Here is a 21,813-nt window from a genome sequence, read left to right as displayed (position 1 = left end):
CCTGGTTGAACTGCTCGCTCGACATGATCTGCAGACCCGGCCGGGCCAGCTCGGCGCGCATCAGCAGCGCCATGACGCCACCGATCAGGAAGAACCCGAACGCGGTGACCAGGTAGAGCGTTCCGATCGTCTTGTGATCGGTGGTCGTCAGCCACCGTACGGCCCTGATGTCTCTGATCTTCTTCACGCCCGGCCTGTGTCCGCGCCCGGCCCGTGGGTCACACTCGGACGGCGCGACAAGCATCACGGAAGAAGGGTGTGACGATCCGGGGCGTGCCGGACAAGAACCGGACATGAGCAACGACGAGATCTTCGCCGCTGCCTATCGCGAGCACTACTGGGCGGTCAGCCGTTATGTCGCCAGACGACTTCAGGGGCGGGCCGACGAGGTGGAGGAAGTGGTGGCGGAGGTGTTCACGGTCGCCTGGCGCCGCCGGGCCGACCTGCCCGCTTCGCCGCTGCCCTGGCTGTACGGCGTGGCACGCAACTGCCTGGCCAACGCGGTACGCGGCTACGGGCGCCGGCGCCGGCTGGTGGACCGGCTGGGCAACGACGAGGCCGCGCACGGCCGGCACATCGTGGACAGCCCCGACGCGGAGGCCCCCGGCGCCTGGGTGCACGAGGCGCTCGGCCGGCTGTCCCCGGCGGACCAGGAGGTCCTGCGCCTCGCCGCATGGGAGGAACTCGGCGCCGACGAGATCGCGGTCGCCCTCGACTGCGGCACACGGGCGGCGACCATGCGCCTGCACCGGGCACGGCGCCGCCTCAGAGCCGAGATCGACCGGATGCGGCCCGCTGTGGCAGCCGTGCCCGCCTCCGCCGACGCGATCCCCTGCGAGGACGACCGACATGGCTGACGAACTCGAACTGCTGCGCCGCGCCGACCCGGTGCCTGCCGACGGCCCCGACTTCGGCGAGGGCCCGCTGGACCGGCGTGCGGAGGAAAGGCTCCAGCGGCTGCTGCGCGAGGACCGCCCACGGCGCCGCCTCCGGCTGTTCCCGGTGCTCCCCGGTCGTACCCCGCGCACCCGGCCGGCCTGGGGCATCGCGGCCATCACCGTCGTCCTGGCGATCGCCGTCAACTCCGTGCTCGGCGGTTCGAGCACGCAGCGGGCCGTCGCCGCGCCGCGCCCGCTGACCGTCCACGTCCCCTCCACGCCCGTACCCCTGAAGGAGATGGTCGCCCTGGCCGATGCGGCCGCGTCGGGCGGCTCACCGGGCCTGCGCAAGGGCACGCACGTGCAGTCGTGGAGCCTCGGCATGAGCGACGACAAGCCCCCCGTCACCGTCCCCGAGGAGCGGGTGGTGCGCTGGCGTGCGGACTCCAGCCACACCGAACTGGTCGTGGCGACCGACCCGCGCAGGCCGGGCCGCCCGGTCCTCACCGACGAGGGTGACGATCGGCAGGAGGTGGAAGACGGCCATGTGATCAGCCGGACCACGTACCCGCCGATGTGGAGCGACGCCCCGCCCGAGGGGACCCCGCCGCACACCGCGGCGGGCCTGCGCGCCTACCTCACCGAGGTCGTCCGCCCGCAGGTCGACCGCAGTACGGCACCGCTGAGCACCACCGAACTCTTCGACGCCGTCGGGGAACTGCTCGACCACTGGACCCTGGGTGCGCGCGAATCGGCGGCCCTCGTCCGGCTGTTCGCGAAGGCCGAGGGGCTGCGGCCGGCCGGGCAGGTGACCGACCGACTCGGCCGCCCCGGCCGGGCGTACGTGTACGACGCCGACGGCATCCGGCGCATGCTGATCCTGGAACCGCGCACCGGCGCCGTCCTCGGCATGGAGGCCACCTTCACCAAGGACGTCCCCGAGTACGGTGTGCAGGCCGGGGACGTCATGGGATACAGCGCCTGGATGCGCTGATCACACCCCGAGCTGCCGGGCGGCGGCGGTCACGGTCTGCTCCAGCAGGGAGGCGATCGTCATCGGACCGACACCGCCCGGCACGGGCGTGATCAGCGAGGCCCGCTCCACGGCCGAGTCGAAGTCGACGTCGCCGACGTTGCCGGTGTTGTAGCCGGCGTCGACGACGACCGCGCCCGGCTCGATGTCCTGCCCCCGGATCAGGCGCGGGCGGCCCACGGCGGCTACCACGACGTCCGCCTCGCGGAGCGCGGCCGGCAGGTCCCGCGTGCGAGCGGCACCGATGTCCTGGTTCCCGCCGGCCCCAACCAGCGGCAGAACCAGGTGCTGTTGGCCGCCCCGCGGATCACCGGCGCCTGGCATGCCGCGTCCGAACCCCGTGCGGCAGCGCAGGAGACGGGTGAGGGCGCGCCGCTCGCAGCACCGACCGAAGAAGAAGGGCGGAGGCCTGCAGACCTGCTGCGGAAACCGGTCCCGGCCGCCGGGAGCGCGCCCGCCCCAGCGTCGCCCGGGCCGAGAAGGTCCAGGTCAGCCTGGCGGTGACCTGGACTCTCGCGACCTTTCTCCCTACTCGTCCCATGCCTGGATCAGGATCTGTTCGGCGATCTTCCCTTCGCGCAGGGTGATCATCGACTCGGCGAGGACACGGGTGCCGTCCGCGTACTCGCAGGACTCGGTGAAGGCGGCGTGGTCGCCCTGGATGACGCACTGGTCGAGCTTGTGTGTCATGTCGCGGCTGTAGACGTCGTCGAGCATCTCGGCTATCTCGCCCCGGCCCTGCAGGACCTTGGGGTGGCTGGGCTGGGTGTTGCGGTCGATGATGCGGATCTTCGCGTCGTCCGCGTAGAGGGCCAGCAGGGTGTTGCCGGTGTTTCCTTCTATGCCCCGGCGCAGGGTCTCGGTGTCGAAGGCGGAGCCTGTCGCGGTGCCCATGGTGACCTCCTTCAGGCGCTCGCGGCCAGGCGGGGAGCCGGGCGCACGGGCCCCACCTTCGAGACTCCTCCGCACCGGCGACGACGGCAAGCGCAGGCGGTGTCCTCCACCTCACGGGTGAGCGCCGCCCGTCGACCGTGTCCGACCAGGGCCCACCGCCGTTGCTGAAGGCATGATCTCAACACGACGTATCGTCGCAGCCCTCGGTCTGGCCGTCGGTGTCACGGGCCTCGCCGCACCGCTGGCGAACGCGGCCGAGGTGAGCACACCGAACACCGGGCAGATCAACCCGATGGCCACGCTGGACTCGCTCGCCGCCAGCGGCATCCCCGCGCAGGACCAGGCCCGGGTCCCGCGGGTCTCGGAGCGCATGCGCGCCCTGAACCAGGTCGGTGACCTGAACCGGCTGAACGGCCTGCACCAGGCCGATCTCCTCCCCTCCGTCAAGGCCTGATCCGCCGTGGACCCGAGGGCCGTCCCGCCCGGGACGGCCCTCACGGCTGCCCGGCCCCTCCCGTCCGGCGGGACGGGCCCCGCCTGCCACGAACGGACGGGGCCCCGCCTGTTGCGCACGGCGGACCGACGGCATCGGCCGAAAGATCCACGGTGGCCGTCGTGGTCCGTGCAGCCACCGATCGCTCGCGCGTAGGGTCGGTTTCGACGGCACATCGAGGAAAAGGGGCCAGGCCATGGCGCAGGAAGTTCGCGGCGTGATCGCACCGGGGAAGGACGAGCCCGTACGGATCGAGACGATCGTGGTCCCCGACCCGGGGCCCGGCGAAGCCGTCGTACGCGTCCAGGCCTGCGGGGTCTGTCACACCGACCTGCACTACAAACAGGGCGGAATCTCGGACGAGTTCCCCTTCCTGCTCGGGCACGAGGCCTCCGGCATCGTCGAGTCGGTCGGCGAGGGCGTCACCGATGTGGCACCCGGCGACTTCGTCATTCTCAACTGGCGTGCCGTGTGCGGCAGTTGCCGGGCCTGTCTGCGCGGCCGGCCCTGGTACTGCTTCAACACCCACAACGCGAAGCAGAAGATGACCCTCGCCGCCACCGGGCAGGAACTCTCCCCGGCGCTCGGCATCGGCGCCTTCGCCGACAAGACGCTGGTCGCGGCCGGACAGTGCACCAAGGTCGACCCGGCCGTCTCCCCGGCCGTCGCCGGCCTGCTCGGCTGCGGCGTGATGGCCGGCATCGGCGCCGCCATCAACACCGGCGGCGTCGACCGCGGCGACTCCGTCGCCGTCATCGGCTGCGGTGGCGTCGGCGGCGCGGCCGTCGCCGGATCCAGCCTCGCCGGCGCGGCGCGGATCATCGCCGTGGACATCGACGACCGCAAACTGGAGCAGGCGCGCACACTGGGCGCCACCCACACCGTCAACTCCACGCAGACCGACCCGGTCGAGGCCGTCCGCGAGCTGACCGGCGGCTTCGGCGCCGATGTCGTCATCGAGGCGGTCGGCCGCCCCGAGACGTACAAGCAGGCCTTCTACGCCCGCGACCTGGCCGGCACCGTCGTCCTCGTCGGTGTCCCCACCCCCGAGATGAAACTCGACCTGCCGTTGCTGGACGTCTTCGGACGCGGCGGCGCGCTCAAGTCCAGCTGGTACGGCGACTGCCTGCCCTCCCGGGACTTCCCGATGCTCATCGACCTGCACCTCCAGGGCCGCCTGCCACTGGACGCCTTCGTCACCGAGACCGTCCGACTGGACGAGGTGGAGAAGGCGTTCGACCGGATGCACCACGGCGACGTGCTGCGCTCGGTGGTGGTGCTGTGATGACCACCCGCATCGAACGCCTCGTCACCTCCGGGCAGTTCACCCTCGACGGCGGCACCTGGGACGTCGAGAACAACGTGTGGATCGTCGGCGACGAACGCTCGGTGATCGTCATCGACGCCGCCCACGACACCCGGGCCATCGCCGACGCGGTCGCCGACCGCCGGCTGACCGCCATCGTGTGCACCCACGCCCACAACGACCACATCGACGCCGCGCCCGCCCTCGCGGACCTGACCGGCGCCACGATCTGGCTCCACCCCGACGACCTGCCGCTGTGGAAGCTCACCCACCCGGACCGCGAGCCCGACCGCCATCTGGCCGACGGCCAGGTCCTCGAGACCGCCGGCGCCGACCTCACCGTCCTGCACACCCCCGGCCACGCACCCGGCGCCGTCTGCCTGTACGACCCAGGCCTCGGCGTCGTCTTCACCGGCGACACCCTCTTCAAGGGTGGCCCCGGCGCCACCGGACGCTCGTACTCCCACTTCCCGACGATCATCGGCTCCGTCCGCGACCGGCTCCTCACCCTCCCGCCGGAGACCAAGGTCCTCACCGGACACGGCGACGCGACCACCATCGGCGCCGAAGCACCCCACCTGGAGGAATGGATCGAACGCGGCCACTGAATCCCACCGAGGAGAAGCCCGACGACAGGCTGCGCCGGTAAAGGTGACAGAGGATGTCCGGCTTTCCCGCCACCCTGGACCGTGACAGCAGTCGTACGGGCAACAGGAGGCCGGACATGTCGAAGGCGCTGCAGGGCAGGGTGGCGCTGGTCGCCGGGGCGACCAGGGGCGCGGGACGGGGCATCGCCGTGGAACTCGGCGCGGCCGGCGCCACCGTCTACGTCACCGGACGCAGCACCCGCGCCCACCGCTCCGAGTACGACCGCCCCGAAACCATCGAGGACACCGCCGACCTCGTCTCGGCGGCCGGAGGGCACGGCATCGCCGTCCCCGTCGACCACCTGGACAAATCCGCGGTCCGGGCCCTCGTGGACCGCATCGCGGACGAACAGGGCCGCCTGGACGTCCTCGTCAACGACATCTGGGGCGGCGAGAAACTCTTCGAGTGGGACACGCCGGTGTGGGAGCACGACCTCGACAACGGGCTCCGCCTGCTCCGGCTCGCCGTCGAGACGCACGCCGTCACCAGCCACTTCGCGCTGCCGCTCCTGCTGCGCCGGCCCGGCGGCCTGGTCGTGGAGGTCACCGACGGCACCGCCGCGTACAACCGCGACACCTACCGCGTGAACTTCTTCTACGACCTCGCCAAGGCCTCCGTACTCCGCATGGCCTTCGCGCTCGCCCATGAACTCGGCCCGCGCGGCGCCACCGCCGTCGCCCTGACCCCCGGCTGGCTGCGCTCGGAGATCATGCTCGACGCCTACGGCGTCCGTGAGGACAACTGGCGCGACGGCCTGATCCGCGAACCGCACTTCGCGATCTCCGAGACCCCGCGCTTCGTCGGCCGCGCCGTCGCCGCGCTGGCCGCCGACCCCGATGCGGCCCGGCACAACGGGCAGTCCCTCTCCAGCGGCGGCCTCGCCCAGGTCTACGGCTTCACCGACGTCGACGGCAGCCGGCCCGACGCCTGGCGGTATCTGGTCGAGGTGCAGGACGCGGGCAAGCCGGCCGACGTGACCGGATACCGCTGAGGTGCGGCGCCGGACGTACGACACCTGTCGCAGTGATCGCCGCGGCCCTACGGTCACCCCATGACCGATCTCAAGCGCTTCGCAGGACAGGGAGTTCTCGTCACGGGCGCCGCCCGCGGCATCGCGGCCGCCATCACCTTCCTCGCCTCCGCCGACGCCGCCTGGATCACCGGCACCACCCTCGTCGTCGACGGCGGCCTCACCGCCGTGCACACCGCGTTCCGCACGGCCCTCCAGCACCCCTGAGCCGTCAGCCCGAGACCGCCGCGAGCACATCCAGGACCCGGCGCGTATCGGCCTGCGTGGTACGCCAGTTGCTGAACGCGGCCCGCAGCGCGGGCACCCCGCCGTACACCGTCGGCGTCAGGAACGCCTCCCCGGACTCGGCGACCGCCCGCGCCAGCGCGTCCACCCCGTCCCGCGAGGGAAGGCCGTCGGCCAGCGTGAAGCAGACGACGTTGAGCCGGACCGGGGCCAGCAGGCGCAGGCCCGGCAGGGCGTCGATCCCCTCGCCCAGCCGGCGGGCGAGAGCCACGTTCCGCTCGACGATCTCGCGGTGCCCGGCACGGCCGTAGGCCACCAGGGAGAACCAGGCCGGAAGGGCCCGCAGCCGCCGGGAGTTCTCCGGGGTGAGGTGCAGGAAGTCGGGCTCGCCGGCGGGCGGGCCCAGATACGGCGAGTCGTTGCGGAACACCGCCACCTGGAGGTCACGGCGGCGGGTGAACTGGACGGCGGCGTCGTAGGGCACGTTGAGCCACTTGTGCAGGTCCACGCAGACCGAGTCGGCCGCGTCGAGCCCGTCGACCAGAGCGGCGTACTCGGGGGAGAGGGCGGCGAAGCCGCCGAACGCGGCGTCCACGTGCAGCCAGAAGCCGTACCGCTCCTTCAGCGCGGCGATCGCCCGCAGATCGTCGAAGTCGACGGTGTCCACGGTCCCCGCGTTCGCGACGACGATGGCGGGCCGTCCGCCCAGACCCGCCATTGCCGCCTCCAGCGCGGCCACGTCCACGGCCTCCCGGTTGCCCGGCAGCAACGGCACGCGCAGCAGCCGGTCCCGGCCGATGCCCAGCACCGACAGGGCCTTCGGCACGCTGGAGTGCGGACTCCCGGAGAGCACGTCGACCGGGCCGAGTGCGGCGGCCCCCTCGCGGGAGACGTCCACCCCGAGCCGCTCGCCGAGCCATTCGCGGGCGATCGCCAGCCCGACCGTGTTCGACACCGTCGCCCCGGTCACGAACGCCCCGCTGTGCGCCTCGCCCAGCCCGAACAGCGTGCGCAGCCACGCCACGGTCTCCCGCTCCAGCTCCGCAGCCCAGGAGCCGCCCGCCCCGGAGAGGTTCTGGTCGAACGCGGACGTCAGCCAGTCCCCGGCGACCGCGGCCGGAGTCGCGCCGCCGGTGACGAAGCCCAGATAGCGCGGCCCGGCCGAGCCGGAGAAGCCCGGCGCCCACTGCTCGGCGAACCGCGCGAGGGCGCCCGCGCCGCCCGCTCCCTCGTCCGGGAGGGGCGCCAGCCCGGGCGCCGGCCCGGGTGCGGCGACCGGCCGCGCGGCCAGGCCCGCCACCTCACGCGCGGCGAAGTCACGGGCGCACTGCAGGAGTTCGGGAAGCCGGGAGAGATCATCGGCGAGTCTTTGGTGCATGAGCCGCAGCGTAGGCCCGGGCGGGTGCCGTCTGCCTGGTCCACTTGAGTGAAACTGGACCAGTGACCTCAGGTTTCGGCGCCGCCCTCGGCGCCTGGCGCACCAGGCCCGGCCCCCTGGCCCGCTCCCTCGCCACGGCGGTGCGCGAGGCGGTCCTCGACGGACGGCTCCCGGCCGGCACCCGCCTGCCCTCGGAACGGGAACTCGCCCGCACCCTGCACCTCAGCCGCGGCACGGTCGTCACCGCGCTGAGCCTGCTGCGCGAGGACGGCTGGCTCGCCACCCGGCACGGCAGCGGCAGCGTCGTCCGCCTGCCCGCCCGGCTCACCGAGCGCACCACCCCCTGGTCCCAGGACCACGGCGGCGCCCCGGACGCCGACCTCGACCTCACCCTCGCCGTCACCGCGGCACCGCACGAGGCCTACCGCGCCGCGCTCGCCCGCGCCGCCGACCGCAGCGCCGCCCTCCTGGTCGACTCCGGCGTCACCGGCGCGGGTCTGCCCCGCCTGCGCGAGCTGCTCGCCGACCGCTACACGCGGGCCGGCCTCGCCACCCGCCCCGACCAGATCCTCGTCACCGCAGGCGCCCAGGCCGCCCTCACGCTGCTCCTGGACCACCTCCACACCGACCGCCGGTCACCCGTCGCCGTGGAGAACCCCACCTACCCCGGTGCCCTCGCCGTGCTGCGCGCCCGCCGGGCCCGTCTGCTGCCCGTCCCCGTCACCGCGGCCGACGGCTGGGACACCGACCGCCTCACGGACGCCGTACGCCGGCACAGCCCCCGACTCGCCTACGTCATCCCCGACTTCCACAACCCGGCCGGCGCCCACATGGACCGGCCGACGCGCCGTACGATCGCCTCACTCGCCGACCGGTACGGGCTGACCGTCCTCGCCGACGAGACCATGCGCGACCTGGACCTGAGGACACCGCCCGGCACCGAACCCCACCTGACCGGGGCCCGGGTGATCCAGATCGGCTCGGCGAGCAAGACCCTGTGGAGCGGCCTGCGGGTCGGCTGGATCCGGGCGAGCGCGGACCTCGTACGACAGTTGCGGCTCCGACCGCTGCAGGCTCAGCTCTCCGCGCCGCCGCTGGAACAGCTCATCGCCGCCGAACTCCTCGACGGGCCGCTCCCGAACCTCCTCGCGGACCGCCGCGACCGGCTGCGCGCCCAGCGCGACCACCTCGCCGGCCTGCTCGCCCCGACCGGATGGACGTACACCGTCCCGGACGGCGGCCTGACCATGTGGCTGCGTCTCGGGGAGGGCAACGGCTCCGCCGACCTCGCGGCCCGCGCCGCCGCACACGGTCTCGCGGTGACCCCGGGCCCGCACTTCGCCGCCGACCGGACCACCCTCACCCGGCACCTGCGCATGCCGTTCACGGCGACGGAGGAGACGCTGACGCGAGCGGTGCGGCTGTTGCGGGAGTGCTCGGGGCACCCCGCCCACCCCTAGGCCGCACCGGTGTGCGGCAGTGCGGCTGTGCGGCCGTACGGCGACGAAGTTCACCGTTTCGTCACAGCCTGGCCGGCACCACAACCGTCGGACCGGTCGGCAGGTCTAGTAGGCCGAGACCGCGGGAATCGCGAAGAGGACCACCCGGGCAGGCCCCGGGGAACAAGGGGAGAAGGGGACGAATTCGTCATGGGGGACATACGTAGACGAGGTGCCGTCGCGCTGGGCGTCACCGGACTGATCGCGCCGCTCACGCTCGCCTTCACCGCGGCGCCGGCCCAGGCCGCGAGCTGCACCACGCAGGCGGGGCCGTACCAGAAGCAGGTGGAGAAGTTCCTCGGCCGGCCGGTCGACGGAAAGCAGTCCTCCACCGACTGCAAGGCCATCCAGGCCTTCCAGAACAAGCACGGCATCACGCCCAACATCGGCTACGCCGGCCCCGTCACCTGGGGCGTGATGGACCTGATGAACAAGCAGAAGGCCGTCGGGAACAACCCGAACAAGGACGGCAAGTGTCCGGTGAACAAGGGCCGTATCGCCTGCGTGAACCTCACGCTCCAGCTGAGCTGGGTCCAGGACGGCAACAGGCTCGTCTACGGGCCCGTGCCGGTGCGCACCGGCCGTGACGGCTACGAGACCCGGACCGGCCTGAAGAAGATCTACTGGCGGGACATCGACCACGTCTCGAACATCTACAACGTGCCGATGCCCTACAGCCAGTTCTTCGACGGCGGCCAGGCCTTCCACTCCGTCGGCCTCAGCATGTGGAACCCGCCGGGCTCCCACGGCTGCGTCAACATGACCACGAAGGACGCCAAGAAGTACTGGTCGCTGCTGAAGAACGGCGACGACGTCTTCGTGTACGGCCGCAAGCCGGGCACCTGAGCCGCCCCGGGGACCTGAGCCGCCCCGGGCACCCGGTGTCGAGCCACTGAGGGCTCAAATCTCCGGGGCGTCCCCGAAGTCGGGGATCCGCAGCCGGACCCCGCCCTGCCGCGCGGACTCGTGCGCGATGACGCCCGGCAGGGTGTAGCGGGCCGCCACCCACGCGTTCACCGTCGGCAGTGTGCGGGTGGCGACCGCGGTCACGAAGTCGTCCACCAGGAAGTGGTGGCTGCCCTCGTGGCCGTTGTGCAGACGGTCGAACGCCCGTGGCAGCCGCGACCGGTCGTGCACCGGAGCCGACCCGGAGGTGAAGGCGGCCCGCAGTTCCGGCGCGATGTGCTGCAGCGAGGGATCGTCGGGGGACAGGGTCGGTTTGGGTTCCAGCAGTTCGCTGATGTCCTTCACGCCGTTCTTGTCCTGCCACAGTGCCACCGTCGCCAGCTGCTCCATGCTCGCCTCCGTGCCGAAGAACCGGAAGCGGGACTCGCGGATGTGCGAGGGGTAGCCGACCCGCCGGAACTCGTTCGTACGGAACGAGCCGCCACCCGCGACCTCGAACAGCGCGGTCGCGTTGGACACGTCGTTGGCGAACCGGCTGACGTCCTTGTCGAAGACACCGTCGCCCCGCTCGTCCACGACCCCGATCGCGGAGACGCTCACCGCGTGTGTCCGCCAGGCGCCCAGCACCCCGCCCACCGAGTGCGTCGGATACAGCAGCGGGGGATAGCTGGCGGTCGCCTTCCAGTTCTCTCCGCCGCTGTACCGGTAGGCATCGTAGAAGCCGAGGTCCATGTCGTGGACGTAGTCCCCCTCGGCGTAGAACAGCCGCCCGAAGGCGCCCTCGGCGATCTGGTTGCGGGCGTGCACGGTCGCCGGGTTGTACTGGCTGGTCTCGCCCATCATGTACGTCAGCCCGGTCGTACGGACCGCGTCGATGATCGCTGCCATGTCCTCGGTGGTGATCGCCATCGGCACCGCCGAGTACACGTGCTTGCCCGCGTTCAGGGCCTGCAGGACCAGCGGGCCATGCGTCCAGCGCTGGGTGAAGATCGCGACCGCGTCGACCGCCGGCGACTCCAGCATCGCCTCGTACGACGGGAACGTGCCCGCGAGCCCCTGGGCGACGGCGAGCCGCTCGGCCCGCTCGGGCAGCAGGTCGGTGACATGGACGTCGCCGACGCCGGGGTGGGCGTGGAACAGCGTGGCGAACTGACCGGAGAACTGGCCGGCCCCGACGATGCCGAGCGAAAATGTCATGCGCCTTACTTTTGTGGCAGAAGAATCAGGCCGTCAAGGGGCTTGCATCCGGTTCCTCGCGTCGGGTCCGATCCCGATAGAGTGGCCTGGTTGCTTCCAGTCCAAAAGAAACGGAAGGGTCGGCTCGAATGACCAGCTGGCTGCCGCTGAGCCCGGGGGAACGTTCCGTGGCGATCGAGGTCCTTGTGCACGGACCGCTGTCCCGCACCGAGCTGGCGCGCCGTCTGAACCTCTCGCAGGGCAGCCTCACCCGGCTGACCAAGCCGCTGATCGAATCCCGCCTGCTGGTGGAGGTGGCCGAGGCGGGCGCCCCCGCGGAGGTGCGCCAGGGCCGGCCCTCGCAGCCGCTGGATGTCGTCGCCGAGTCGCGCCGCTTCCTCGGCTTCAAGATCACCGAGGACATGGTCTACGGCGTCGTCACCACCCTGCGCAGCGACATCGTCGCCCGCCTCGACCGGCCGCTGTCCGGCCACGACCCCGCGGGCGTCGCGGACCTGCTGGCCGGGATGGCCGCCGAACTGGCCGCCCGCCACCCCGCCCTCGCGGGCATCGGCATCGGCGTGGGCGGACTGGTGCGGGAGCGCGCAGTGGTCGGCGAATCGCCCTTTCTGCAGTGGCGGAACGTTCCCCTGGCCGAACTGGTCCAGCGGCGCACCGGGTTGCCGGTGGTCGTGGAGAACGACGTGGCAGCCCTCGTCGAGGCCGAGACCTGGTTCGGCGCCGGGCGCGGACTCGACCGGTTCGTCGTCCTCACCATCGGCGCCGGACTCGGCTACGGGCTGGTGCTCGGCGGCAAACGGGTGCCCTGTGCCGAGGAGGACCGCGGCTTCGGCCGGCACTGGATCATCGACCCCAACGGCCCCCTCACCCCGGACGGCCGGCGCGGCAGCGCCGTGTCCCTGCTCACCATCCCCAGCATCCGCTACCAGATCCGCGCCGCCACCGGCCGGGACGCCGGCTACGAGGAGATCCTCGCCCGTGCCGCCGCGGGCGAGCCGATGGCAGCCCGGGTGATCGACGAGGCCGCCCGGGCCCTGGGCGCACTGGTCGCACAGATCGCCAACTTCGCGATGCCGCAGAAGATCCTGCTCGCCGGGGAGGGCGTCGGTCTCCTCGATGTGGCGGGGGACACGGTGCGGGAGACCATCGCGGCCCACCGGCATCCGCTGGCGGATCCGGTCGGCCTGGAGACCAAGGTCTCCGACTTCCACGACTGGGCACGCGGCGCAGCGGTGTTGGCCATTCAGGTTCTCGTGCTCGGTGCGGGCGAGGCGTGAACTCCCGCTACCGCTTGACACATTGACGTGATGAGTAACACGGTCCGAAATGTCCGTATCAAGTGTACTTACTCACAGCGCCTTCACCTCGCCCGGCATATGCTTCACAGCATGTCCACCACTGTTGAAGCCGTCTCCGAGCGATCGGCCGCGGAGGTCAACGAGGAGATCAGGGCCCTGTGGCGCCGGTCGGGCGGGACACTGAACACCGAGCAGCGCGCGGAGTACCAGCGCCTCGTGTTGGAGTGGGCCCAAGCGGCCCCGCAGCGGCGCCGAGCGGCCTGAACCGGCCGACGGGCCACCGCCGCACCGTCCGGGCACCCGTGAGCACACGGGTGCCCTTCTCGTAGCACCTCCCAAGACCTGAGGGCCTGAAAGCCCTCACCGCTCTCTCGTCAGCCCCACGTCGCCGAGTAGTACCGCTGGTACGCCTTGCGGTCCTGCTCGGCCCTTATGTAGCGGGTCGCGACGAGCGCGATCAGACTGCCCGCGATCACCAGCAGCCCGGGACCCACGTTCCGGGTGTCCGTGAGCTTCGCCAGCAGCGTCTGGCCCTGCGTCGTGCCCGTGACCGGGGCCGAGGACCCGGGCGAGGCCGCGCTCGGCGCGGCCCCACCCTGCGAGCCCGCTGCGGACGGCGCGGCGGAGGGCGCTGCGCCCTGGGCGCCGCCGGCGTTCTGCGCCGACACGAGGAGCCGGACGTTCAGCGCCGCCATGGCCTTGGTCACCGGCTGGAAGAACGTCGTTCCACCGGTCCTGCAGTCGCCGCTGCCGCCCGAGGTGACACCCAGCGCGATGCCCTCGGAGAACAGCGGGCCGCCGCTGTCGCCCGGTTCGGCGCACACATTGGTCTCGATGAGCCCGGTCACGGTGCCCTCGGGGTAGTTCACGGTCGCGTTCAGCGCACTCACCTGGCCGTCGCGCAGCCCGCTGGTGCTTCCGCTGCGGAACACCCGCTGCCCGACCGCCGGATCGGCCGCACCCGTGATCCGCACACCCTTGCCACCGCCGATCGCGACCACGTCGGCGCCGTCGCCGGCCTTGCCGGAGTTGTACTGGACGAGCGAGAAGTCATTGCCGGGGAAGGCACTGTCGACCGTCTTGCCCAGCTGCTGGTTGCCCTGGTTGTCGGCGAACCAGATGGATCCGGAGGGCCCGCAGTGGCCGGCGGTGAGGATGAAGTCGCTCCGCCCGTCGGTGACATTGAATCCCGCCGAGCAGCGGCCGCCCGTGGACAGGATCGGCTGCGCCCCGTTCAGCCGCGTGGTGAAGGCGCCCTTCGTGCGCTCCATGTGCACGAAACCGCCGATGCCCGTGGCGACTCGGGTCATCCGCGACCAGTCGGAGGCCGACACCGTGCGGTCGGCCTGCACCACGACCCGGTTCGTCCGGTAGTCGACCGACCACGCGGTGCCCGCGACACGGGGTGCCGAACGCAGCGTGCTGGTGGCCGACTTGAGCTCGTTCATACTGTGCGGCACGACCTTCGCCTCGGCCCCCGCCCGGCGCACCGCCTGCGCCGCCCGGGAGTCGGTCACCGCCACGACCGGACGTCCGTCGGTGCCGATCCAGCTGCCCGCGGTCCGCGCCGTGCCGAGCTGCGCGACCAGAGCGGCGCCGGTGTCACCGGTCGTCCCGGCCGAGGCAAGCGGTCTGGCGGCCGTCGCAGGAGTCTCGCTCGCCATGGCCGCCTGTGCGACCATCCCGCCTCCCAGGAGGAGTCCGCCGACCGCCGCCAGCCGTGTCACTCGCCGGACGACCCGTCGTCGTGCGTGCCTCATGCATGGCTCCCGAACCCCGAACGCGCGATGCCCTTGCCGGCACCGCGGGGCCCTCCGTTCGTCGAGCGCCCGACCCTGAGTACGTGGCCCGGCCCGGCGGCGTTCACCGGCGGCGGCGTTCTTCTCGGCTCACCCGCGCCGCCGGCGCGCACACACCGTCCGTCGGGTGCGCGCCGGCGTCCGGCACATGCCGTCCGCCGGCTGCGCGCCGCCGGCACCCGCGCGACCGTCAGTTCTTGCGCGCCACCCCGCCGAACATGGCGACCTCCTCCGGCTCCGCCCCCTCGGCATCCTCCGGGCGCCAGCGCGAGCAGGACACCACGCCCGGCTCCAGCAGCTCGAGACCGTCGAAGAACCGGACGACGTCCTCGGGCGTGCGCTGCGTCAGCTTCGGAGTGCCGTGCTCGTTCCAGAACGCGACCGCCTCGTCCACGTCCGGCATCGACGGGCTGGTGATGGTGTGCGACAGCACCAGATGGCTGCCGGACGGCAGCCGGTCCGTCAACTGCCGTACCAGGCCGTACGGGTCCTCGTCGTCGCCGATGAAGATGACCACGCCGAGCAGGATCAGCGCCACCGGCTCACTGAAGTCCAGAGTCTTCGCCGCGTGTTCGAGGATCGCGTCGACGTTGCGCAGGTCCTCATCCAGGTAGTCGGTCCGGCCCTCGGGCGTACTGGTGAGCAGCGCACGGGCGTGTGCGAGGACCAGCGGGTCGTTGTCGACGTACACGATCCGCGCATCCGGCGCGATGCGCTGCGCGACCTCGTGCGTGTTGTCGGCGGTGGGCAGCCCCGTGCCGATGTCCAGGAACTGCCGGATGCCGAGCTCGCCGACCAGATGGCGCACCGCCCGCCCCAGGAACAGCCGGTCGGCGCGGGCGTACTCCCCGATACCCGGGTGGAGCCCGCGGATCTGGTCGCCGGCCGCGCGGTCGACCTCGTAGTTGTCCTTGCCGCCGAGCCAGTAGTTCCAGATCCGGGCCGTGTGCGGCTGGCTGGTGTTGATGCGGGCGCGCAGCGACATGGCCACGTCGTTGATCGCTGCCGGGTTGTCGGTCACGGGGGTCAGCTCCTGGATGCCTGATGAGAGGTGCGTCGTTCAAGACGCAATCTAGACGCCCGAGTTGACCGGCACCGCCCGTCCCCGGTTTTCCGCGCCCGGAACGAGCCGAGCCCAGCTGTGCGCGTCGCCCCACACCGACTCCGCGCCCACGAACGGGCGCAGCCGTGCGGTGAGCGCCGGGTCCCCGCGGCCGCCCAGCTCGTCGGAGGCGATCCTGCGGGCGATCCCGGCGAGGAAGTCGGCGATCTGCACCCGGGCGTCCAGCCTCGAGTGCACCAGCCGCACCCCGGCGAGGCCTGTCCCCTCCTGCCGCGCCCGCTCCTCGATCCAGGCGATCCGCTCCGGAGTCAGCATGTTCTGCCGGTCGTGCACCAGACATACGGCACACCCGCCCGCGCTCCAGTACCCGGCGGTCCGCACGATCGCGGGCAGCAGCGGATTGAGCACCGGGATCAGCGGCGGCTCCTGGGACAGCCGGGCCCGGTAGGCCTGCGCGCGCGGCCCGGCCCCGGACAGCCGCAGCAGCGTACGCCCCGCCTCCGTACCCGCATGCGCCCGGCCCAGACGCTCCACGGTCCGCGCGAAGGAATCCGCCGGCGGCTCCCCGACGCTCCTGACCCGCAGCAACCGGTTCGACACCTCCAGGAACTCCCGCCACTCCCGTTCCCCGAAGGTGCCCGGCCCCTGCACGAACAGCGTCCGGGCCTGCGCCGCGTCCCCGAGCAGCAGGTCCACCACCCGGTCCACCACGAAGAACGCCTTCTCCGTCAGGTGCACCCGCGCGTGCCCGAGCACCGGCCCGCCCTCGTCCAGCAGCCACTCCAGCACCGCCCGGTGCTTCTCCCGCAGCAGGTGATTGGCCTTGTACTCCTCCGCAGGCGACCGGATCCGGCGCCGGATCTCCGCCACGCACTCCTCGGCCCCCTCCACCGGGAGCGTCACGCTCGCATGGGCGAAGACATCCGTGTTCCCGCCGGTGAGGTTCTCCCCGTCCGAGCCCGACTCGTCACAGGCGACCTCCACGCAGCGGTCCTGAGCCGCCCCGCACGCCCCGGTCATCCGGCTCGCCCCGTTTCCGGTCACACCACAGCCCCCTATCTTGAGCCCCATGACCAGCATCCCGCACGACACACCCGGCGAACCCGACCCGCTGCGCGTCCTCGGCCTGGAGCGGCTGCGCTGTCGTACGAGCATGAAGTGGCGCACCTACCCCGAGGACGTGCTGCCGCTGTGGGTGGCCGAGATGGACGTCCCGCTCGCCGAGCCCGTCGTCCGTGCCGTCACCGACGCGCTGGCCCTCGGAGACACCGGCTACCCCGCCGGCACCGCCTACGCCGAGGCGCTGGCCGGATTCGCCGCCAAGCGCTGGAACTGGGACGAGATCGCCGTGGAGCGCACCGCGATCGTTCCGGACGTGATGCTCGGCGTGGTCGAAATGCTCAAACTGGTCACCGGCCCGGGCGATCCGGTGATCGTCAACTCGCCCGTGTACCCGCCGTTCTACCAGTTCGTCACCCACCTGGACCGCCGCGTGGTGGAGGCCCGGCTGGGCGCCGACCTGCGCATCGACCTCGATCTGCTCGCGCAGACGTTCCGGCAGGCGACCGCCGGCAGCGGCCGGGCCGCCTTCCTGCTGTGCAGCCCGCACAACCCCACCGGCACCGTGCACACCGCCGGCGAACTCGCCGCCGTCGCCGACCTCGCCGAACGGTACGGCGTCCGGGTCGTCGCGGACGAGATCCACGCCCCGCTCGTCGCCCCCGGTGTCACCTTCGTGCCCTATCTGAGCGTGCCCGGCGCCGAGCGCGGCCTCTCGCTCATGTCCGCGTCCAAGGGCTGGAACCTCGCCGGGCTCAAGGCCGCGCTCGCCCTCGCCGGACCCGGAGCCGCCGCCGACCTCGCCCGGATGCCCGAAGAGGTGAGCCACGGCCCCAGCCACCTCGGTGTCATCGCCCACACGGCCGCCCTGAACGACGCCACCGGCTGGCTGGACGCCCTGCTGACCGGCCTCGACGCCAACCGGCGCCTGCTTGCCGCGCTGCTCGCCGAGCACCTGCCCGCGATCCGTCCCGCTCCCGCCGAGGCCACCTACCTCGCCTGGCTCGACTGCCGCGCCCTCGGTCTCGGGGACGACCCCGCCGAGGTGTTCCTCGACCGCGGCCGGGTCGCCCTCAGCTCCGGCCTGCCCTTCGGCACCGGCGGCGCAGGGCACGCACGCCTGAATCTGGGGACCTCGCCGGAGATTCTCGCCGAGGCGGTGCGGCGGATGGCGGCGGCGCCGGCCTGAGCCGTGGCGGCCGCTGCCCGCACACGCGCCCGGACGGCATGCGGGCTCCTAGACTGCCGGACATGGACGACACATGGCTGGACCGGCTCGGCTCCGGCAAATACCTGCTGGTCACCAGCTACCGCAAGGACGGCACCACCGTCGCCACCCCGGTGTGGGTGATCCGGGACGGGGATGCCCTGGGCGTGTGGACGGCCGCGCACAGCTGGAAGGTCAAGCGGATCCGCCGCCGCGGGGACGTCCTCGTCGGCGTCTGCGACGTGCGCGGCCGTCCCACCGGCGACCAGATCCCGGCCACCGCCGAGATCGCCGACGCGGCCACCACCGCCCGCTACCGCACCCTCGTCGCCCGCAAGTACGGCATCGTCGGCCGTCTCACGCTGCTGGGCAGCCGGCTGCGGCGCGGCCTGGACGGCACGGTGGGGATCCGGGTGACCCTGAGGCCCTGAGGAGGCCGCCGCCTCCTCAGGGCCCCGGACGGCTACGACGCGTCGAGCACCGCACCGCTCAACTCCAGCCCACCGGACTGCGGTTCACCCGTCTGCTCGTCGATCTGCCGGAACAGCACCGACTCGGCGGGCTCCGTCACCCGGTCCTTGACGGTGGGAACGGTGATGTCGGCACTGGTCCTGCCCGCCGGGATGTCCACCCCCAGATAGAGACCGCCCTCCACCTTGGACAGGCGCCGCTCCGGGTCCGGCGAGGCGCCGGCCGTGTCCCGCAGCCAGCGCGCGGACACGTCCTTGGTGGACAGCTCCGGCCCGGTGGGCGGCACGGCGGCGAAGAACGTGGTGATGTCCACGTCGACGGCCTCGGGCATCGACACCCGCCACTTCAGCGACCGCCCCTCGCTCACCCGGCCCGCGATGGGGGTGACCGTCACCTTGGGCGCCGGGTCGTCGTCGTGCACCGTGATCCCGCCCCGGTGCGAGCCGACCACCGCACCCCGGACCGCCTTGACCAGGATGTCGTACGACAGATCGGTGCCGTAGCGCGTGTTCCCCTTCACCTCGACCGGTACGTCGATGTCATGGCCGCCCGGATGCACGGTGACCAGCCGGTCCGTGGCCCGGTTCGTGACCGGGTCGATGACGTACACCCGGACCTGTCCGCTGCCCTGCCCCGACACCTCGACCGGAACGCGGTAGGTGCGCACGCCGGAGTCGCCCTCGTCCACGGTGGTCCGGCCGACGTCCACGCGCGGCAGCGTGGCCGCCCGCACCGCCGGCAGACCGGGCCGCCAGCCCCACGCGTCCATCAGCCAGGCCCGGCCGGATCCCGAACGCGGGGTCACTTCAAGGGACTTGACCTTGCGCAGGTCGAGCCCGGCACGGGTCGCCGCCGTCAGCGGCACCCGGATCTCGCGCGCCCAGTAGGAAGCGGTGCGCTCGCTGCCGGGCAGCCCGTCGACCCGGACCTTGCCGAGGACCGCCTTGCGGCCGGAGGCGTCCGTGACGGACACGTCCAGGCGCGTGCCCCGGGAGTTCGGCGGCACGAACAGCCGCAGCGCCAGCTCCTTGTCACCGGCCAGCGAGACCGGGTCCTTCACGCGCACCCGTGCCGGGGCGCCGGCGTGCGTCCACTGCAGCGCGACCGCGTGCCGTCCGGCCTCACGGTCCGTCTCCCACGGCGCGAAGTGCGGCGAGAGTCCCTTGGCGCCCTGGCCCAGACAGGCCTTGACCGGGGCGGGATCGACCGCCGCGCAGAGCTTGGCACCGGACACGGACACCCCGCCGTCCGGCAGGAAACCGGCATTGCGACGCCCGCCCACCGCATGGGTGAGGACCCGCGCCGGGTCCGCCGACGGCGCCCGCTTGCCGGAACCGTCCAGCAGCGGCCGCACCTTGTCGTCACCGGCGAGGAACAGCCGCGCGGCGGCCGCGACGTAGGTGGAACCGGCCCGGTGCTGCTGGCCAGCGGTCAGCCGGGTGGCGGCACGCTTGCCGCACACCGGGTCGTGCTGCTGCGGGTCGTCCCAGAAGTCGTCCTGGGCGGGCGCGGCGGCCTGCCCCGGCGTCCACTCGGAGTTGAAGAAGTTGTGGTTGGCGCCGACGACGTACACGGCACTGTGCAGTGCGGTACCGCGGCTGACCGCGCGCGTTCCGTCGACGTACACCTCGCCCTGGAGGTCGGAGACGTCACCGTCGCAGCCCGGCAGGATCGTCGCCGAGGGCACGTCGGGCACCGGGTTCTGCCCGAAGACCGTGGGGCCGATCAGGACCAGGCCGCGGATGGTCCAGCGCACCGGACCGTGGTAGCCGTCCCGGTCGGCGGACGGCGGGTACAGGCTGTCCAGCGCGGCCCGGTTCACACCTTCGCCGCCCCGTGAGTGCCCGACCAGCAGGACCCGGGACAGGTCGGCGCGGGGAGCGTCCCGTACGACCGCCGGTGCCGTCTCGGGGTGCGCGGTCCAGCCGGCCCACCGGGCGAGGTGCAGCCGCACCAGGGACGAACGCGCCTGCGCGCCGCCGTCCTCGGCCGCCCAGTCCTGGCCGTTGATGCCGTTCGCGGAGATCGACACGGTCACATAGCCCTGGGAGGCCAGCAGCTTCTGGTCACGCAGATAGCCGCGGTGACTCGGCACCGCCTTCGTCCCGGCCGGGCAGGGCCAGTCGCCGTTCATCTCCTGCCCCTTGTAGCACGTGTAGTGGCGGCCGTGCAGGAACAGTGCTAGCGGGCGCGGGCCACGGGCACCGGTGGGAGCGACGACCACCGCGCGCATCTCCACCGGAGCGGCGAAGCCCGGCAGCCGCACCGACTTGAGGTTGTACTCGCCGGTCCTGGTGCGGTACGAGCCCGGCTTGCCCGGGTCCACGGGGTTGGCCGGCAGCGGCGCCGGCGGCTGCACCGCCGCCCCGCCCGGGGCGGTGGACCTGGCGTCCAGGCGCCGTCCGCCGGACCAGACCTGCAGCCCCTTCAGCTCTCCCGCGTGCCGCCCGTCGATCCGCAGCCGGAAGGTGCGCCCGTCCGCGGCCGGCTGGGGGACACCCAACAGCCGCCCGCCCGCGCGGAATTCGACGCGCGCGTCGCCCATGGGCACCGGCCGCTCCGACCGCCACACCAGCTGCGACGTGGACCGGCCGCCGCTGATCCCCCACCCCGGCGGCAGCACCCCGTCGGCAGCGGCTGTCGACGCCCCCGTATGTGATGGTGGTTGACCCTGTGCGACTGCCGCCCCTGGGGACACGCCCGCCACCGCGAGCAGCGCGGCGGCGGTGATCCATATGCGCCGGGCACGGACCACAGTTCCTCCTCTGGAACCCGACCTCGGGCGTCCGGGTCGTCCCGGGCGCCCCTCGCCCCCGGAGGACGGGAAGGAGACTCTGTGGGTTGCCTGTGCAGGGCAGGTGTCGGATCACATCGTGCGGTCGGTGGCCCCGCACCCGGCAACTTCCCCCCACGGCCCGCGACGTGCGGGGAACCCGCCCCGCGACTCCGGCATGATCCGCCGGACGGGCACCAGTGCCGCGGCACCAACTAGGCAGCCGCGGGCGGGACCGGGGTGCCCTGGTGGTAGTACATGCGCCAGCCCGACTCCTCGTCCCGCCTGCGCCACAGCGAACTGCGGCGCGCGCGTCGGCCGTCGAGCACCGTCTCGTACGTCAGATGCACCAGCCCCGGAGCCAGCAGCACGCCCTTGATCTCCGAGGCCTCGTAGCCAGGGCTCTCCTCGGTGCTGCCCGCCAGGTCCGGCAGCGCGGCCAGGATGTCCGGCAGGGTCCATCGCCTGCCCGAGGCTCCGATTTCGACGTACTCCGGGTCGAGCCACCGCCGGGCCAGGTCCCGCGAGGAACGCACCCGGGGGTCCATGAGCGCGAGTTCACCCGCGATCGCCGCGCTCACCTGCTCCGACTCCGAATCTGCTGCCGTGGTCATGGAAGCATCTTCGCGCAGACCGCCGCAGACTCGGCGAGCGCC

The 21,813-nt window shown here is 72.5% G+C and carries 20 protein-coding genes and 3 pseudogenes; 13 read left to right on the top strand and 10 right to left on the bottom strand.

The genetic code is table 11. The annotated features are described in order from the left end of the window. Positions 1 to 244: pseudogene (locus tag ACIRU3_RS34060) on the bottom strand (cytochrome ubiquinol oxidase subunit I); the annotation flags it as partial. Positions 245 to 293: 49 nt separating this feature from the next. Between ACIRU3_RS34060 and ACIRU3_RS34055 the strand changes: the two are divergent. Both ACIRU3_RS34055 and ACIRU3_RS34050 read left to right on the top strand, forming a co-directional pair. After that, positions 294 to 857, top strand: coding sequence for an RNA polymerase sigma factor (locus tag ACIRU3_RS34055; protein WP_404064706.1), 564 nt, complete (start codon positions 294 to 296; stop codon positions 855 to 857). After that, entirely contained in the window at positions 850 to 1,872 is a 1,023-nt protein-coding gene (locus tag ACIRU3_RS34050) for a CU044_5270 family protein (RefSeq protein ID WP_404064704.1), read from the top strand. The genes ACIRU3_RS34055 and ACIRU3_RS34050 overlap by 8 nt, the downstream gene beginning before the upstream one ends. On the opposite strand, the pseudogene ACIRU3_RS34045 reads toward ACIRU3_RS34050, so the two are convergent. After that, a pseudogene (locus ACIRU3_RS34045) lies at positions 1,873 to 2,148 on the bottom strand (bifunctional 5,10-methylene-tetrahydrofolate dehydrogenase/5,10-methylene-tetrahydrofolate cyclohydrolase); the annotation flags it as partial. It lies immediately after the preceding gene. Between the two features lie 291 nt (positions 2,149 to 2,439). After that, positions 2,440 to 2,805 carry a nuclear transport factor 2 family protein gene (locus ACIRU3_RS34040; RefSeq protein ID WP_404064702.1) on the bottom strand — a complete coding sequence of 122 codons (366 nt, stop codon included), beginning with the start codon at positions 2,803 to 2,805 and terminating at the stop codon, positions 2,440 to 2,442. Between the two features lie 172 nt (positions 2,806 to 2,977). On the opposite strand from ACIRU3_RS34040, the gene ACIRU3_RS34035 reads away from it, so the two are divergent. From ACIRU3_RS34035 to ACIRU3_RS34015, 5 genes and pseudogenes are all read left to right on the top strand, one after another. Beyond that, positions 2,978 to 3,259, top strand: coding sequence for a hypothetical protein (locus ACIRU3_RS34035; protein ID WP_404064700.1), 282 nt, complete (start codon positions 2,978 to 2,980; stop codon positions 3,257 to 3,259). A gap of 235 nt (positions 3,260 to 3,494) precedes the next feature. Further along, positions 3,495 to 4,583, top strand: a complete 1,089-nt coding sequence (locus ACIRU3_RS34030; protein ID WP_404064697.1) for an S-(hydroxymethyl)mycothiol dehydrogenase — start codon at positions 3,495 to 3,497, stop codon at positions 4,581 to 4,583. After that, positions 4,583 to 5,212: an MBL fold metallo-hydrolase gene (locus ACIRU3_RS34025; RefSeq protein WP_404064696.1), complete on the top strand. Its 630-nt coding sequence runs from the start codon at positions 4,583 to 4,585 to the stop codon at positions 5,210 to 5,212. The genes ACIRU3_RS34030 and ACIRU3_RS34025 overlap by 1 nt, the downstream gene beginning before the upstream one ends. Before the next feature lie 116 nt (positions 5,213 to 5,328). Beyond that, positions 5,329 to 6,243: an SDR family oxidoreductase gene (locus tag ACIRU3_RS34020; protein ID WP_404064727.1), complete on the top strand. Its 915-nt coding sequence runs from the start codon at positions 5,329 to 5,331 to the stop codon at positions 6,241 to 6,243. A gap of 105 nt (positions 6,244 to 6,348) precedes the next feature. Continuing rightward, positions 6,349 to 6,489: pseudogene (locus tag ACIRU3_RS34015) on the top strand (SDR family oxidoreductase); the annotation flags it as partial. 4 nt (positions 6,490 to 6,493) lie between these two features. Here the strand turns inward: ACIRU3_RS34015 and ACIRU3_RS34010 are convergent. Further along, positions 6,494 to 7,885 carry a pyridoxal phosphate-dependent decarboxylase family protein gene (locus ACIRU3_RS34010; RefSeq protein WP_404064694.1) on the bottom strand — a complete coding sequence of 464 codons (1,392 nt, stop codon included), beginning with the start codon at positions 7,883 to 7,885 and terminating at the stop codon, positions 6,494 to 6,496. Positions 7,886 to 7,947: 62 nt separating this feature from the next. Between ACIRU3_RS34010 and ACIRU3_RS34005 the strand changes: the two genes are divergently transcribed. Both ACIRU3_RS34005 and ACIRU3_RS34000 read left to right on the top strand, forming a co-directional pair. After that, positions 7,948 to 9,345 carry a PLP-dependent aminotransferase family protein gene (locus ACIRU3_RS34005; RefSeq protein WP_404064692.1) on the top strand — a complete coding sequence of 466 codons (1,398 nt, stop codon included), beginning with the start codon at positions 7,948 to 7,950 and terminating at the stop codon, positions 9,343 to 9,345. Between the two features lie 189 nt (positions 9,346 to 9,534). Beyond that, a complete protein-coding gene (locus ACIRU3_RS34000; protein ID WP_404064690.1) occupies positions 9,535 to 10,230 on the top strand; it encodes a L,D-transpeptidase family protein in 696 nt (231 codons plus the stop codon). Between the two features lie 54 nt (positions 10,231 to 10,284). Here ACIRU3_RS34000 and ACIRU3_RS33995 read toward each other — a convergent pair whose 3' ends face one another. Further along, positions 10,285 to 11,487, bottom strand: coding sequence for a Gfo/Idh/MocA family protein (locus tag ACIRU3_RS33995; protein WP_404064687.1), 1,203 nt, complete (start codon positions 11,485 to 11,487; stop codon positions 10,285 to 10,287). Positions 11,488 to 11,615: 128 nt separating this feature from the next. Between ACIRU3_RS33995 and ACIRU3_RS33990 the strand changes: the two genes are divergently transcribed. Continuing rightward, entirely contained in the window at positions 11,616 to 12,764 is a 1,149-nt protein-coding gene (locus tag ACIRU3_RS33990; protein WP_404064685.1) for an ROK family protein, read from the top strand. A gap of 99 nt (positions 12,765 to 12,863) precedes the next feature. Beyond that, the gene (locus ACIRU3_RS33985) at positions 12,864 to 13,049 is read left to right on the top strand and encodes a hypothetical protein (RefSeq protein WP_404064683.1); all 186 of its coding nucleotides are present in this window, start codon (positions 12,864 to 12,866) and stop codon (positions 13,047 to 13,049) included. A gap of 110 nt (positions 13,050 to 13,159) precedes the next feature. Here the strand turns inward: ACIRU3_RS33985 and ACIRU3_RS33980 are convergent, their stop codons facing one another. The 3 genes from ACIRU3_RS33980 to ACIRU3_RS33970 form a co-directional block, all read right to left on the bottom strand. Then, complete coding sequence (locus ACIRU3_RS33980) at positions 13,160 to 14,545, bottom strand: S1 family peptidase (protein ID WP_404064680.1); 1,386 nt, start codon at positions 14,543 to 14,545, stop codon at positions 13,160 to 13,162. A 229-nt stretch (positions 14,546 to 14,774) separates the two neighbouring features. Next, the gene (locus ACIRU3_RS33975; protein ID WP_404064677.1) at positions 14,775 to 15,605 is read right to left on the bottom strand and encodes an SAM-dependent methyltransferase; all 831 of its coding nucleotides are present in this window, start codon (positions 15,603 to 15,605) and stop codon (positions 14,775 to 14,777) included. A gap of 51 nt (positions 15,606 to 15,656) precedes the next feature. Further along, positions 15,657 to 16,667 carry a DUF3800 domain-containing protein gene (locus tag ACIRU3_RS33970; protein WP_404064724.1) on the bottom strand — a complete coding sequence of 337 codons (1,011 nt, stop codon included), beginning with the start codon at positions 16,665 to 16,667 and terminating at the stop codon, positions 15,657 to 15,659. Positions 16,668 to 16,716: 49 nt separating this feature from the next. Between ACIRU3_RS33970 and ACIRU3_RS33965 the strand changes: the two genes are divergently transcribed. Together ACIRU3_RS33965 and ACIRU3_RS33960 are read left to right on the top strand one after the other, a co-directional pair. Beyond that, on the top strand, positions 16,717 to 17,895 hold the full coding sequence (locus tag ACIRU3_RS33965; protein ID WP_404064675.1) for a MalY/PatB family protein: 1,179 nt from the start codon (positions 16,717 to 16,719) through the stop codon (positions 17,893 to 17,895). Positions 17,896 to 17,957: 62 nt separating this feature from the next. After that, the gene (locus tag ACIRU3_RS33960; RefSeq protein WP_404064673.1) at positions 17,958 to 18,344 is read left to right on the top strand and encodes a PPOX class F420-dependent oxidoreductase; all 387 of its coding nucleotides are present in this window, start codon (positions 17,958 to 17,960) and stop codon (positions 18,342 to 18,344) included. Positions 18,345 to 18,376: 32 nt separating this feature from the next. Here ACIRU3_RS33960 and ACIRU3_RS33955 read toward each other — a convergent pair whose 3' ends face one another. Both ACIRU3_RS33955 and ACIRU3_RS33950 read right to left on the bottom strand, forming a co-directional pair. Continuing rightward, complete coding sequence (locus ACIRU3_RS33955) at positions 18,377 to 21,139, bottom strand: hypothetical protein (RefSeq protein WP_404064670.1); 2,763 nt, start codon at positions 21,137 to 21,139, stop codon at positions 18,377 to 18,379. Positions 21,140 to 21,372: 233 nt separating this feature from the next. Further along, complete coding sequence (locus ACIRU3_RS33950; RefSeq protein ID WP_404064667.1) at positions 21,373 to 21,771, bottom strand: DUF4440 domain-containing protein; 399 nt, start codon at positions 21,769 to 21,771, stop codon at positions 21,373 to 21,375. Between the last annotated feature and the right edge of the window lie 42 nt (positions 21,772 to 21,813).

It is taken from the genome of Streptomyces sp. NPDC101151, assembly GCF_044768335.1.
Taxonomy (GTDB): Bacteria; Actinomycetota; Actinomycetes; order Streptomycetales; family Streptomycetaceae; genus Streptomyces.
The sequence above is the reverse complement of the archived record's forward strand: the minus strand, read 5'-3'. Positions and strand labels throughout refer to the sequence as shown.